We start from the raw sequence: 13,782 nt of genomic DNA on the forward strand, positions 1-13,782 counted from the left end.
CTTTTAAATCACAAAGCTCACTAAGAAATCACCAAGTTCACAGGGTTTATATTTACTATTATATCGTCATTCCGACAAGGGAGGAATCTCACCTAATGAGTTTCCTCCCTTGTCGGAATGACAAATAATGGTTTCTTACTTTACGGAGCGGGATCAGGAATAACAGCCTGCACCTCATCAATCGCTTTTAGAATTTCTTCTGAAAGTGTTACTTGAATCGTGTCTATATTTTCTTTTAACTGTTCCAATGAGGTTGCACCAATGATGGTACTGGTTACAAAAGGTTGTTGGGCTATAAATGCCAGTGACAATTCTGTCAGAGTCAGTCCGTTTTTTTTAGCGATTTCCTGATACAATCGGGTAGCCTCTGTACATTGCGCACTGTTGTATCTCGAATACTGTGGAAACAAAGTAAGTCTAGCATTTGGATGTACTTCGCCCGATAAAAACTTACCCGATAAAACGCCAAAAGCCATTGGTGAATAGGCCAATAACCCAACATTTTCTCTCAAGCAAATTTCAGCAGAACCATTTTCAAAAAGCCTATTCAATAACGAATACGGATTTTGAATCGTTTTTACCCGTGGCAAATCATTGTATTTGCTTTCCTCCAGAAAACGCATGATTCCCCAAGGATTTTCATTTGAAAGACCAATGTGTTTTATTTTTCCTGCTTTGACAAAACCGTCCAATGTTTCTAATACATCATGAATATTATCTTCCCAAGTATCCTCCTGCACTTTAAAACCACGCTGTCCAAAATAATTGGTTTTGCGCTCCGGCCAATGCAATTGATACACGTCTAGGTAATCCGTTTGTAGGCGTTGTAAACTTTGGTCTAATGCAAACTTGATGCTAGCTGGTGAAAAATCTAACTTGTCTCTCATGTAACCAAAATTAGGATTGGGTCCAGCAATTTTGGATGCCAAAACCACTTCTTCTCTTTTTCCTGATTTTTTGAACCAAGTTCCAATAATTTTCTCAGTACTTCCGTACGTTTCCTGACGACCTGGAATCGAATACATCTCAGCAGTGTCAAAGAAATTGACTCCATTTTCTAAAGCATAATCCATTTGGGCATGACCCTCCGCTTCTGTGTTTTGCTGTCCAAAAGTCATGGTGCCTAAGCAAATCTTGCTGACTTTTAGAGCTGTATTGGGTAAAGTAGTATATTTCATGTATGGGAAGTTGTATTTTATTTTGAACGCAAAGATAAATTTTTTTGTTATTTAGCTTGTCACTTAATAGAAAATTGAGAAACGTTTATTTAAGACTAAATCGGATATTTAAAAAGATAAAACCGCTAATTCGCTAAGTAAAAATCTCCAGTCAATAGATAAAATTAGCGAATTTGCGGTAAAAAATTTATTGTAACAAAAAGGTCCAAAGCATATCCTTTGAACCTTTCCTTCTTTTAATCCTTAATTGATGTCCTTTAGCATTTCGGCAATTTCATCTAATCTTGGTGTTAGAATTATTTCGATTCTACGGTTTTTAGCTTTTCCATCCGCTGTTGAATTGCTTGCTAATGGTGAAAATTCTCCTCTTCCCGCAGCGGTTAGACTCTGTTTATTAATTTTCTTGTTTTCACTCAAAATCGCAACTATTGCTGTGGCTCTTTTTGTGGATAAATCCCAGTTGTCAGCAATAGGTCCTGCTGCCGTAAAAGCATCATCATCCGTATGACCTTCAATTAGTACGGATATATCAGGATTATCGCCCAGAACTTTACCAACTTCAATTACTGCTTTTTTCCCTTCGGCACCAACGGCCCAACTTCCCGAATTGAATAGTAGTTTGTTCTCCATAGAAACATATACTTTCCCGTTTTTTTGCTCGACTGTCAATCCTTTTCCTTCAAAACTATTCAAGGCGTTTGACAAGGTCTCTTTTAATTTTTTCATGCTGGCTTCTTTGGCAGCAATCAGATCTTCCAATTCCTGCAAACGCTGTGCACTTTTGCTCAAGCGCTCTTGTTCTAGTGCCAATGCTTTTCCTTTTTCGTCCAATTGCTCTAGCAAATCACGATTTTTTTTCATGTTGCTTTGAAGTGCATCACCACTGTTTTTTTCTAAAGCCACATACGAATCTTGCAGGACTTTGAACTTGTTTTGAGCCGCAGCGTACTCTGCTTTCAACTTATCTAGTTCTGATTTAGACCTGCTTAAATTGGTTTTTAAGCCATCACGGTCTAATTCTAATTGGTTTTTAGATTTTAGCAAATCGGCATTTTCATCTGCTAAACCTCTATTTTCTTTTTTGGACTCCGCGTACTTACTTTCTAAATCGTTGTATATTTTTTTGGACACACAAGAGGTTGAAAGTGCTACGACTACTAATCCGATGGAAATTCTTTTAATCATTCTTTTTGTATTTAAGTTGTTTCTACTCTTGTTTTGATGCACAAGTTCAAATTGTTTGGATATACCCTAGCCCCGATAAAAGTGAAAATCCTTTTTGTCAGCCTCTTCGGCAGACCAAAAGATTGTAAAGGTTAGCGGGAAATAGCTCCAAAAAAAATTTATTCTAACTCCACTAGCACAGGACAATGATCTGAATGCACTGCATCTGACAGAATAACGGCTCTTTTGAGTTTATGTTTTAAGGAATCGCTTACTAAATTGTAATCAATGCGCCAGCCCTTGTTGTTTCCCCTTGCTCCCGCCCGGTAACTCCACCACGAATATTGGTGCGGCTCACTGTTGAAATGCCGAAAACTATCCACAAATCCAGACTTCATAAAGCCGTCAAGCCACGTTCTTTCTTGCGGTAAAAACCCAGAAACATTTTTGTTGCGCACCGGATCATGAATGTCAATGGCCTCATGGCAAATGTTGTAATCCCCACATATTATAAGATTCGGAATCTCCTTTTTCAAGTCTGCTATGTAATGCTGAAAATCGTCCATAAACATAAATTTATGATCCAATCGATCCATATTAGTTCCTGATGGCAAATACAAACTCATAACAGAAAAATCATCAAAATCAGCCCGAAGGTTTCTTCCTTCAAAATCCATGTGATTAATTCCAGTACCTTGAACAACAAGATTGGGTTTGATTTTAGAAAGAATCGCTACCCCGCTATAGCCTTTTTTAGTCGCTGAATAATAATATTGATACGGGTAGCCTGCTTTGGCGATCTCTTCTACCGGAATCTGATCCTCGCTGGCTTTAATTTCTTGCAGACAAATAATGTCTGGATTTGCGTGTTGCAACCAGTCGATAAACCCTTTTGAAATGGCAGCTCTGATTCCGTTGACGTTGTATGAAATAATTCTCATTAAAGTGTTTTTTTTTAATTTCTTCCAAAAAATTAATCTATTCCTATCGGTATCAGGAACCTACTTTTTTGTTTTATCTGAAAAAAATTATATTGTTTTTATGTGGGTTTCAAATGTAATAAAAAAGGAGAAGTTTGATTGAGAAAAATAGAGAAAATGGAGTTTTTTGCTATCTTTGTTTCTTGCTCTAAAAACAAAAAATAAATGGGTTTAGTAACCGCCAAAGAAGTTGCAAAAGCAATAAATGTTGATAAATACGGAGTTCTTGGAACTTTTTCCGGATGGATGTTGATGAAGGTGCTAAAAATTTCTACCTTAAATAAAGTATACAATAGAAACAGGCATCTCAAAGATGTGGCCTTTTTGAATGGAATATTAGATGATTTACAAATAAAATTTGAAATTCCCGAAGAGGATTTAAAACGATTACCAAAAGAAGGTGCCTATATCACGATTTCAAACCACCCATTAGGAGGTATTGATGGGGTTTTACTTTTAAAATTAATGCTTGAAAGAGAACCTAACTTTAAGATTATAGCTAATTTTCTTTTGCACCGCATTAGACCTCTAAAAAAATACATCATGCCGGTAAATCCTTTTGAAAATCACAAGGATGCTAAATCAAGTGTGGTAGGAATAAAAGAAACTTTGCGCCATTTAAGCGACGGAAAACCACTAGGTATGTTTCCTGCCGGAGAAGTTTCAACGTACAAAGACGGGAAATTAGTTGTTGACAGAGCTTGGGAGGAAGGTGCTATTAAAGTCATTCGAAAAGCGCAGGTTCCTGTCGTTCCCATTTATTTTCATGCTAAAAATAGCCGTTTGTTTTATCTGCTTTCTAAAATAAGTGGGACTTTTAGAACTGCAAAACTACCTTCGGAAGTGTTTAGCCAAAAAAGACGTGTAATCAAAGTACGTATCGGCAAACCCATTTCGGTAAGTGAACAAAACGAACATACAACACTAGAAGAATATTCTGAATTTTTAAGAAAAAAAACATACATGCTGGCGAATCCTTTTGAAAAAGAAAGCCCTTTCTTGCCATCACCAACCTTAAAAATCCCTAAAAGCCCTAAGAAGATTGTTACTGCCGCTAGTCAAGACAAAATGATCAAAGAAGTAGACGCCCTACGAAGCACGGATTGTCGGCTGTTACAAAGTAAAAATTACGAAGTTTTTTTTAGTGAAGCGGCTAAAATTCCAAACATACTGCACGAAATAGGACGACTTCGAGAAATCACGTTTCGGGAAGTAGGTGAGGGAACAAATGAATCTATAGATTTAGATAAGCACGATCAATATTACCACCACCTATTTTTATGGGACAATGAAGCTCATAAAATTGCTGGTGCCTACCGAATGGGATTGGGTTCTGAGATTTACCCGAAATATGGAATAAATGGTTTTTACCTTAATGATCTTTTTCGCTTTGAACCGGAATTGCATGATATGATGCACAAATCAATAGAGATGGGTCGTGCTTTTATTATTAAAGAGTACCAGCAAAAACCGATGCCCCTGTTCTTACTTTGGAAAGGAATTATGCACACCACACTGCGGTATCCTGAACATAAATTCTTATTAGGAGGCGTGAGCATTAGCAATCAATTTTCTGATTTCTCAAAATCGTTGATGATCGAATTTATGAAATCAAATTATTACGATCCGTATATTGCGCAATACATTCACCCAAAGAAAGCCTACAAAGTAAAGCTGAAAGATGCAGACAAGGATTTCATTTTTGATGAAGCAGAATCCGATTTGAATAAGTTTGATAAAATTATAGACGAACTAGAACCGGGAAGTTTACGTCTACCGGTTTTAATTAAAAAGTACATTAAACAAAATGCAAAAGTAGTTGCTTTTAATGTGGATCCGCTATTTAACAACGCCGTTGATGGCTTAATGTACATCCGAATTGCAGATATTCCCGAAAGTACCATGAAACCTGTGATGGAAGAATTCCAGAAAGAACTGGAACGTAAATTAGCAGATAAAGAGGATTGATTTGTTATCAAAACTTTCTGAAAATCAACACGATTATAAACCGAACAAAGCCACTACTTTCAAAAATCAAAATCCTTTAAATGATTGGTTTTTTTGAACGTAGTGGCTTCTTATTTGTTAAAGTATAGCTGTTAAAAATCGCTTATTTCATCCTTTAAAACCACGCTTTTTTATTTAGTTGATACGTAGTATAAAATTCCTCATCTGATTTTGTCAAGTAAATTATTCCTTCGATAATACCTAGTATATAAGTAACCGTACCACACGTAAAAAGACTAATCACTAACCAGATAATTCCTTCTGTTGTGTATCCTAAAAGGAATTTATGAATTCCAAAAGGTCCCAAAAGTATGGCTAAAATCCCCGCTGGAAGTTTTTTGTTGTTTTTACGAATTGGCGTTGGATTGTTCCAAGCTTCAAACTTTGCGTTTTCCATAAAAGGTGGTGTTAGGTTATTTTTTTGATGATAAATTTAAAAATTCTATTATAATGCTGCATCTATTGGCTCCCAGAGTTCGATTTTATTTCCTTCGATATCAAGTATCCAACCAAATTTTCCATACTCATAAGTCTGCACATCACCTACAACTGTTACACCTTCATGAACTAATTCTTTCAACAAGTTCTCTAAATTTCTAACTCTAAAGTTTTGCATGAACTGTTTCTCGCTTGGAGCAAAATAAGTAGTATCTGTGGCAAAAGGCGACCACTGCGTAAAACACTCATTTCCCGCATCATCTTTCCACTGAAAAGTTGCGCCATAATTATCTGTTTTTAAACCTAAATGTTTGGCGTACCAGGCAATCAATTGCGTCGGATTTTCTGCTTTAAAAAAGAAACCGCCCATTCCTGTAACCCGCTGCTCTGGCTTTATTTCTTTGGCATGACCAAAATATTTTGCTTTTATTTTATCAACGATTACTTGTGCTAAGCGCTCGTGGCTTTCACATGTCCAGCCAGCAATATGTGGTGTCAGAATTACATTCTTTGCTTTAAGCAAGTACTGAAAAGCCTCAGGAGTATGTTTATCGTGAAAAAGGGTTTCAAAAGACAATTTTTCATATTCCAAAACATCCAAACCAGCGCCTAGAATTTTCCCAGTTTGCATGGCCGCTACTAAATCAGCAGTAACAATATTCTTACCGCGAGAGGTATTAATTATCCAAAAAGGCTTTTCAAACCCATTAATAAACTCGCTATCAACCATTTTATCCGTTTCTGGCGTCCAAGGTATGTGCAAACTAAGCACATCCACTTTTTGCTGCAATCCTTTCAAGGAAACCTGCTTTGCATTGACGTCACCTATATTTTGCTGAATATCATAACACAGCACTTCTACGTCAAATCCACGAAGTTTTTTAGCAAACGATTTTCCCATATTCCCATAACCAATAATTCCTATCGTTTTACCATCTAATTCGAGACCACGATTGCTTTCCCGGTTCCAATGCCCCGAGCGTATTTCGCTATCGGCTGCATTTAATTTGTTGAAAAGGGACAAAATCATGCCCAAGGTATGTTCCGCAACAGCATTTCGATTTCCTTCCGGCGCAGCGATAAGCGTAATTTTTTTTGAGGCTGCATAGTCACAATCAATACTTTCTAATCCAGCGCCTACCCGCGCTATAAATTGTAAATTAATAGCTTTATCCAAAAAAGTTTTGTCTATTTTGAAACGACTCCGAATAACAATTCCTTGATAATCTTGAATTTTAGTTTCAATTTCTTCTTTTGAAGACTTAAAATCACTGTGGTTTATAAATCCCGACTGCTGTAATTGATTCCAAAGCAGGGGGTGATTGCTATCGATGTGAAGGATTTTGATATCCATAATTATTCTTTTTTTTGATCCTTCAAATTAACAAAAAAAATACGATTTATTGCTTTAACAAAAGAAAATAGAGTGCAATTTTGTAAATTTGCTGCTTCAATTTTTTTTACAAATCGAACCATGGTAAAAAAAAAAAAAAACATAATAATGAAATTAACTAAAACATTTAAAGCTTTTTTTGAAAGCGAAAAATCTGGTGGTCTTTTACTACTTTTTGTCACAATAGTCTCTCTTTTATTAGCTAACTCATCCATTCAAACCGAATATATTGCATTTTGGGCAGCCAAATTAGGGACCCATTCTCTAACCGAATGGATAAATGATGGTTTAATGACAATCTTCTTTCTTTTGATTGGTTTAGAATTGGAGCGAGAGATGTACCAAGGAGAATTATCCAGCATAAAAAATGCAGCTTTACCTATTTTTGGAGCCTTTGGAGGAATGATTATCCCAGCAGGTATCTTTTTAGTATTGAATTTTGGAACTATCACACAAAATGGTGCTGGAATTCCAATGGCAACTGATATCGCATTTGCTATTGGTATTTTATCATTATTAGGGAATCGCGTCCCTACCTCACTCAAAGTATTCCTGACCGCACTTGCTGTAATAGATGATTTAGGTGCCATTATGGTAATCGCTATATTTTATACAGAGTCCATTGCCTACCTGAATTTGTTTATTGCTTTGGCCATCATGGGCGGGCTGTTCATTCTCAATAGAAGAAAGGTTCACAATCTTATCCCCTATCTCATTGGCGGTGTTGCAATGTGGTATTTTATGCTAAATTCTGGAATACACGCTACGATAACCGGAGTATTACTGGCCTTTGTGATCCCGTTTGGTAATGGAGGTAAGAAAACCTCCTCCTATAAATTACAGCATTTTTTACACAATCCAGTTGCCTTTTTTATTCTTCCTCTATTTGCTATAGCCAACACAGGCATCGCTATTGGAAGTGAATGGTACGAAGGATTGAATCATCCCAACACAATTGGAATTATTCTTGGTCTAGTCATAGGAAAACCATTAGGGATTTGGTTATTTTCATTTATTGCTGTGAGTTTAGGAATTTGTACGCTTCCAAGAGATTTAAAATGGAGTGGCATCCTGGGTGCGGGGATGTTGGGCGGTATCGGTTTTACGATGTCTATTTTCATTACGCTGCTTGCCTTTAAAAATGATGGACAAGAAGTTATTACCTACTCTAAAATAGCGATTCTGATTGCTTCTTTTATTGCTGGTACAATTGGTTTTATATGGCTGAAGTTTAACTTAAGGCCCGCAAGAAAAAAAGCGACTAAGTAACCTCCGCTATATTCATAAAAATGCCTCGTTTACAAAACTGTAAACGAGGCATTTTTTTTGGTGAGAATTGCCATTAACTTGATTGGGTTATTCCAAAACTGTTTTCAAAATTACTTTTCCTGACATAAAAAAGTGGTATTAAATTTAGTATCAGGAGTGGAGACAGTTTTTGAAGTATTGCGAACTGAATAACGATACCCGTCGCAACTATTCCTATCATTATTCCTCGTCCAAGGTTAAAAGTACAGCTGGGGTTGATGATCAATACCTTTGTTTCTCCCGCTTTCAGGACTACTTCTTCTTTTTGAAAATAAATTTCATTACCAATTTCAACACTGTGCTTTCCGGGTTGAACGAGAAATTCTTGTCGGTTGTTTTTGAAGTTCATTTCGCAAGCTGTTTCATCAGCCACGCGCACTAAATACGTATTTGCCTTATTATAAATACCACTACTTTTAGACATCCTAACTATAATTGTACCTTGATTCATAAGTAAATGGAGTACCTGATTAGTCTGATGATAAGTACTTCATTATTAGTTTCCGTTACAATTTCAAAATGCTTTTTCTAAAAAGCATATCCAATTGCTAGCTGTAAATGAAGTATATACTGGTTTCTATTATAGTCCTCATCCACATTTGTCGCATTACCATCAAAAGAATCCTCCTTTACATATACTACACGATAACCAACTCCTACAGCAGTTTCATAGGTAAAATGAGCCCCTATTTGACGTTTCAATCCCCAAGTAGGGACAATCGCTAAATCAGCCGTTTTAGTTATATTATCGTCTAAATTAAGAACAAACCAATCTGGATGGTAACTAGTTCTAACCGAAACATAATTGCCGCTGTTATTATTTGTTTTTTTACCGTTTGAATTCCTTTTCTCCAAATTATAATAATATCTTGGTTCTAAGGATACTATGGGCTGCAAAATAAAACCAGCACCTTCATAATGAGTTCCTACTGTATAATCATTTTCAAGACCAATTTCACTTCTTAAGGCAATGCTATTGGTCAACTTCGTTTCATTGTTCAACCAAATCCCTGCACGTGTTCCAAAACCGACTTGGATTCCAAAAATGGATTTTTCAACACCTATTTCTTGAGCGTTTACGTTTAAATTAAATACTAAGATCAGAATTACTGCTACTTTTTTCATTTACGATTCTATTGTTGTTGATTTTTCAAATTTACTAGTGACTTTCATTCTACTTATTAGTCCAATAATCCACCACGGTTGCTTTATCTGGAGCCGGATTCAAAAGAGCTAAAAAAGCTTTATGATCGGAATGTGTAAGATAAACATCTCTATCTGTTTCACTGTTGAATGTGATTGTAAAACAGTGCGTAAATCCGTTACTTAAGTTCTCAGGACTGTTATTTACTCCCCATTCAAAAGCCTAAATTAGTTCTATTTTATGTTCCAAATTCCTGAAAGCAGTCACCACCTTGTCAATAGTTGCTAGCTTCGTTTCTTCTTTCCATCCAAACAATACAACATGACGGAGTTGTGGTTTTTGCGATTCTTGTTACGCATGTACTTCATAGCTGCTTGATACTAAAATTAGCCACAGCAATACTACTTTTTTCATCGTTTTTTTTCCAAATATACTACATTAATTAATCTTTTTTCGTCCTCCCTTATTTGTACCAATAATTGCTGTTAAAAATAAAAGACAACGGTACCTCATCGTTTCGCATAACCTGCCATAACTCTTAGGAAGGTAGCAGTACCAACCCCTCAAACCGGAACGGCGTGCACTACAGCATATCAAAAAAAAGCCTTCTCAACAATTTCGCTAAGAAGGCCCTTTTTATGAGGGTGGATTACTATATGTGGATTTTATCCCTTAATTTGTTTCAAAGAAGTTTTGATGCCACGTATCAAAGACGAACTAAATCCGTGCATCTCCATTTCATTCAAACCAGCAATCGTACAGCCTTGCGGTGTTGTAACACGGTCAATCAATTGTTCTGGATGAACTTTTTCCTCCAGCAGCATTTCGGCAGCACCTTTCACGGTTTGTGCAGAAATTGCCAAGGCAGTCTGCCAGTCGAATCCTATTTCGATTCCAGCTTGCATCGATGCTCTAATGTAACGCAATGCAAAAGCAGTTCCACTAGCTGCCAGAACAGTTGCTGCATCCATTAATTTTTCGTCAATAATGGGAGCAGTTCCTAAACTCTGAAAAAGAGCTACCACATCTTGAGCCTTTTCTTTGTCTTTTTCATTAAAGGCAATACAGGTAGCTGACGCGCCAAACTGAGCAGCGATATTGGGCATGATTCGAACTGCACTATTAGAAGTTCCAATCTTGTTTTGTAAATTTTCAATGGACAATCCACTCACTGCTGAAGCTATAATTTTATTGGTTATTGCTGGAAGGATTTCTGCTAAAACGGTATCTACTTGATACGGTTTTATAGTCAGAACAATGATATCAGCTTCCTGAATCTGGTGAATATTAATAGTGGAAACCGTCACGCCTAATTTTTCGAGATAGAGAATACTGGCTGTATTTCTTCTGGTTATCGTAACTTTACTATCTGGTGAAAATTTTGATAATCCAAGTGCGATGGAAACGCCTAGGTTTCCCCCGCCAATGATGTGTACTTTCATTTTTTATTTTTTTTCTGCCACAAAGAGGCTAAGGCACAAAGTTTTACTTAAACACTATTTTTATAAGCAATAAACATACAAGAAATCTTCTTAAAGTGCTTTGAACTCGTTTTTCTTTGCGAATTTGTGTCTCCATGGCATTTGTTTAAAATCCTAAAATCATTTTGGCAATCGAAAAATAAATCAAAATACCACAAATATCATTGCTTGTAGTAATAAAAGGCCCAGTGGCTAGCGCTGGATCAATACCAAATTTATCGAGCAGTAACGGAATAAATGTTCCTATCAAGGAAGCGATAATAATTACCGAAATCAAGGCAGTAGTAACGATTACACCGATAATAATTTCGACATTCAACAGAAAATGGCTTCCTAAAAACAATATCGTCGCTAGAATCACTCCATTTAACAAACTCAAGGACACTTCTTTAACCAATCTATTAAACAAGGACCCACTCAAGGTGTTGTTGGCTAAACCTTGCACAATAATTGCTGAGGATTGCACCCCAACATTTCCTGCCATAGCTGCAATAAGTGGCGTGAAAAAGAATAAATTACCATGTTCGAGCATCGCGCCTTCGAACAAACCCAACACTTTTACGGAGATAAAACCACCTAAAAGCGCCAAAACCAACCAAGGCAAGCGTGCCTTTGTGTGTTCAAATATGCTATCGTCGGCTTCAACGTCTTGTGAAATACCCGCTGCCAACTGGTAATCCTCATCGGCTTCATCCTTGATTACATCCACAATGTCATCAATTGTTATGCGACCCACTAACCTTCCTAATTCATCTATTACCGGAATGGCTTCTAAATCGTATTTCTGCATAATTCGAGCTACCTCAACGTCCTCGGTATCCACCTTAACCGAATTTAATTTTCGGATATAAACGTCATTTATTGGCGTTCTGGACGAAGTAGTCAATAGATCCTTGAGCGACAAACGGCCTTTCAATCGGTCTTCGTCATCCACCACATAAATAGAATGAACTCTAGAGATGTTTTCTGCCTGAATGCGCATTTCTTTGACACAGGTCAGTACATTCCAATTTTCATTGACTTTAACTAATTCCTTGTGCATAATTCCACCAGCGGTGTCTTCGTCATAACGCAACAAATCCACAATATCTTTGGCGTGCTCTACATCCTGAAGCTCTGATATTACTTCTGCTTTCAAATCTTGTGAAAGCTCGGCAATAATATCGGCTGCATCATTCGTTTCCAACTCGTCTAACTCTTCCGCAATTTCCTTTGGCGAAAGCCTGCTCAATATATTTTCCCGTAAATCATCTTCCAGTTCCAGAAGAATTTCAGCGGTTTTTTCACTGTCTAAAACTTTAAAAATATAGGTCGCTTCATTAAAGTCCAGCTCATCGAGAATTTCGGCAATATCAGCGTGGTGCATATCATTCAATAAAACGCCCAATTGCTGGTCGTTTTTATTTTGAATAAGTTGCTCTAATTCTTGAATTAGTACTTTGCTGATTTTAAACTCCATCGGCTTCTATTTTTTGGGTAAGTGCAATGAACTCTGCTACATTTAATTGTTCTGGGCGAAGATCAAAGATTTTATCTTCTCGCAAACTATCTGTCAAATTTAAGGTTTTTAAACTGTTTCGTAATGTTTTACGACGCTGTTGAAAAGCAGTTTTGACTACAGTGAAAAATAATTTTTCGCCGCACGGCAAGCTAAAGTCCTTCTTTCTGCGCAAGCGCAAAACACCTGATTTCACTTTTGGTGGCGGAATAAAAACATGTTCATCTACCGTAAATAAATATTCAGCATCATAGAAAGCCTGCACTAAAACGGAAAGAATTCCATAGGCCTTAGTTCCCTTTTTCTCACAAATACGCTGCGCTACTTCTTTCTGGAACATTCCTGCAAATTCAGGAATCTGATGGCGGTATTCCAAAGCTCTAAATACAATTTGCGTCGAGATATTATAAGGAAAATTCCCAATGATTGCGAATTGTTTCCCGTCGAAAATCTCATTTATATTGTACCGCAAGAAATCTTTAGAGATGATTCGGTCCTTTAATTTTGGATAATTTTCATCTAAATACGTCACTGATTCCGCATCAATTTCTATCACGTACGTATTTATTGGTTTATCCAATAAATATTTGGTCAAAACTCCCATTCCGGGACCTATTTCTAATATATCCTCATATCCTTCCAGATTCAAGGTGTCTGCAATATCTTTTGCAATACTTTCATCTTTCAAGAAATGTTGTCCGAGGTGTTTCTTGGCTTTTACTTTTTCCATTTTATTTTTTTCTCGCAAAGGCGCAAAGGCGCAAAGCAATTATTTTATCTTTTTTACTCCTAAAAGCGATCGAAAAGAGATTTCTACTAATAATCTGCAATCAATTCTAGCTCTGTTCTAAAAGCCAGCATTTTGTCTCCAAATAATTTTAATCCTTCTTCACGAAAACCCGGGGCGTCTTCTTGGTAATATTTTTCTAAGGTAGCCTTGCTATCTGTTGTGTATTGAACTGAGTAAGTCACTCCTCCCATTTCCTCTTCAATCAAAACACGCACCATTCTTGCTGCTGAGAATTTTCCTGTAGCCAAAATTTCAGGAATGTGTTTGTGTTGCATCCAGATCATCCATTGATCGTGAACGCTTTCATGTATGTTTGTTGTAACGTTGTATATGATCATTTTATGTTTTGTATTATGAATGTAAAATATATTATAGAATTTTCTTTCTTAAAACTGAAATCT

12 protein-coding genes and 2 pseudogenes are annotated in these 13,782 nt (G+C 36.7%); 2 read left to right on the forward strand and 12 right to left on the reverse strand.

The window, feature by feature from the left end:
• Nucleotides 1–140: 140 nt before the first annotated feature.
• From BUA03_RS01420 to BUA03_RS01430, 3 genes are all read right to left on the reverse strand, one after another.
• On the reverse strand, nucleotides 141–1,178 hold the full coding sequence (locus BUA03_RS01420) for an aldo/keto reductase (protein ID WP_066079280.1): 1,038 nt from the start codon (nucleotides 1,176–1,178) through the stop codon (nucleotides 141–143).
• Between the two features lie 243 nt (nucleotides 1,179–1,421).
• Entirely contained in the window at nucleotides 1,422–2,363 is a 942-nt protein-coding gene (locus BUA03_RS01425) for an OmpA/MotB family protein (RefSeq protein ID WP_066079600.1), read from the reverse strand.
• A 158-nt stretch (nucleotides 2,364–2,521) separates the two neighbouring features.
• On the reverse strand, nucleotides 2,522–3,283 hold the full coding sequence (locus BUA03_RS01430; RefSeq protein ID WP_066079277.1) for an exodeoxyribonuclease III: 762 nt from the start codon (nucleotides 3,281–3,283) through the stop codon (nucleotides 2,522–2,524).
• A gap of 204 nt (nucleotides 3,284–3,487) precedes the next feature.
• Between BUA03_RS01430 and BUA03_RS01435 the strand changes: the two genes are divergently transcribed.
• Nucleotides 3,488–5,290, forward strand: a complete 1,803-nt coding sequence (locus BUA03_RS01435) for a GNAT family N-acyltransferase (protein ID WP_066079274.1) — start codon at nucleotides 3,488–3,490, stop codon at nucleotides 5,288–5,290.
• 154 nt (nucleotides 5,291–5,444) lie between these two features.
• On the opposite strand, the gene BUA03_RS01440 is transcribed toward BUA03_RS01435, so the two are convergent.
• Together BUA03_RS01440 and BUA03_RS01445 are read right to left on the reverse strand one after the other, a co-directional pair.
• On the reverse strand, nucleotides 5,445–5,726 hold the full coding sequence (locus BUA03_RS01440) for a TM2 domain-containing protein (RefSeq protein ID WP_066079271.1): 282 nt from the start codon (nucleotides 5,724–5,726) through the stop codon (nucleotides 5,445–5,447).
• Nucleotides 5,727–6,182: 456 nt separating this feature from the next.
• Nucleotides 6,183–7,121: pseudogene (locus BUA03_RS01445) on the reverse strand (2-hydroxyacid dehydrogenase); the annotation flags it as partial.
• Between the two features lie 147 nt (nucleotides 7,122–7,268).
• Here BUA03_RS01445 and nhaA point away from each other — a divergent pair.
• On the forward strand, nucleotides 7,269–8,429 hold the full coding sequence (gene nhaA, locus BUA03_RS01450; protein ID WP_066079597.1) for a Na+/H+ antiporter NhaA: 1,161 nt from the start codon (nucleotides 7,269–7,271) through the stop codon (nucleotides 8,427–8,429).
• Between the two features lie 73 nt (nucleotides 8,430–8,502).
• Here the strand turns inward: nhaA and BUA03_RS01455 are convergent, their stop codons facing one another.
• From BUA03_RS01455 to BUA03_RS01485, 7 genes and pseudogenes are all read right to left on the reverse strand, one after another.
• Complete coding sequence (locus BUA03_RS01455; protein WP_066079268.1) at nucleotides 8,503–8,892, reverse strand: hypothetical protein; 390 nt, start codon at nucleotides 8,890–8,892, stop codon at nucleotides 8,503–8,505.
• Between the two features lie 104 nt (nucleotides 8,893–8,996).
• Nucleotides 8,997–9,593: a hypothetical protein gene (locus tag BUA03_RS01460; protein WP_066079265.1), complete on the reverse strand. Its 597-nt coding sequence runs from the start codon at nucleotides 9,591–9,593 to the stop codon at nucleotides 8,997–8,999.
• Between the two features lie 49 nt (nucleotides 9,594–9,642).
• Nucleotides 9,643–9,819, reverse strand: a pseudogene (locus BUA03_RS16820) (Dabb family protein); the annotation flags it as partial.
• Between the two features lie 458 nt (nucleotides 9,820–10,277).
• Entirely contained in the window at nucleotides 10,278–11,054 is a 777-nt protein-coding gene (gene proC, locus BUA03_RS01470; RefSeq protein WP_066079262.1) for a pyrroline-5-carboxylate reductase, read from the reverse strand.
• Nucleotides 11,055–11,199: 145 nt separating this feature from the next.
• Complete coding sequence (gene mgtE / locus BUA03_RS01475; RefSeq protein WP_066079260.1) at nucleotides 11,200–12,552, reverse strand: magnesium transporter; 1,353 nt, start codon at nucleotides 12,550–12,552, stop codon at nucleotides 11,200–11,202.
• Nucleotides 12,542–13,321, reverse strand: a complete 780-nt coding sequence (gene rsmA / locus BUA03_RS01480; RefSeq protein WP_066079257.1) for a 16S rRNA (adenine(1518)-N(6)/adenine(1519)-N(6))-dimethyltransferase RsmA — start codon at nucleotides 13,319–13,321, stop codon at nucleotides 12,542–12,544. Before rsmA ends, mgtE begins: the two co-directional genes overlap by 11 nt.
• 86 nt (nucleotides 13,322–13,407) lie before the next feature.
• Nucleotides 13,408–13,719: a DUF4286 family protein gene (locus tag BUA03_RS01485; protein ID WP_066079255.1), complete on the reverse strand. Its 312-nt coding sequence runs from the start codon at nucleotides 13,717–13,719 to the stop codon at nucleotides 13,408–13,410.
• Nucleotides 13,720–13,782 lie beyond the last annotated feature (63 nt).

The sequence above is a fragment of the Flavobacterium fryxellicola genome (assembly GCF_900143245.1).
Classification (GTDB): Bacteria; Bacteroidota; Bacteroidia; order Flavobacteriales; family Flavobacteriaceae; genus Flavobacterium; species Flavobacterium fryxellicola.

Coding starts and splice junctions, on each gene's coding strand:
- BUA03_RS01420 (WP_066079280.1), bottom strand. CDS start 1,178: ATGAAATATACTACTTTACCCAATACAGCTCTAAAAGTCAGCAAGATT.
- BUA03_RS01425 (WP_066079600.1), bottom strand. CDS start 2,363: ATGATTAAAAGAATTTCCATCGGATTAGTAGTCGTAGCACTTTCAACC.
- BUA03_RS01430 (WP_066079277.1), bottom strand. CDS start 3,283: ATGAGAATTATTTCATACAACGTCAACGGAATCAGAGCTGCCATTTCA.
- BUA03_RS01435 (WP_066079274.1), top strand. CDS start 3,488: ATGGGTTTAGTAACCGCCAAAGAAGTTGCAAAAGCAATAAATGTTGAT.
- BUA03_RS01440 (WP_066079271.1), bottom strand. CDS start 5,726: ATGGAAAACGCAAAGTTTGAAGCTTGGAACAATCCAACGCCAATTCGT.
- nhaA (WP_066079597.1), top strand. CDS start 7,269: ATGAAATTAACTAAAACATTTAAAGCTTTTTTTGAAAGCGAAAAATCT.
- BUA03_RS01455 (WP_066079268.1), bottom strand. CDS start 8,892: ATGTCTAAAAGTAGTGGTATTTATAATAAGGCAAATACGTATTTAGTG.
- BUA03_RS01460 (WP_066079265.1), bottom strand. CDS start 9,593: ATGAAAAAAGTAGCAGTAATTCTGATCTTAGTATTTAATTTAAACGTA.
- proC (WP_066079262.1), bottom strand. CDS start 11,054: ATGAAAGTACACATCATTGGCGGGGGAAACCTAGGCGTTTCCATCGCA.
- mgtE (WP_066079260.1), bottom strand. CDS start 12,552: ATGGAGTTTAAAATCAGCAAAGTACTAATTCAAGAATTAGAGCAACTT.
- rsmA (WP_066079257.1), bottom strand. CDS start 13,321: ATGGAAAAAGTAAAAGCCAAGAAACACCTCGGACAACATTTCTTGAAA.
- BUA03_RS01485 (WP_066079255.1), bottom strand. CDS start 13,719: ATGATCATATACAACGTTACAACAAACATACATGAAAGCGTTCACGAT.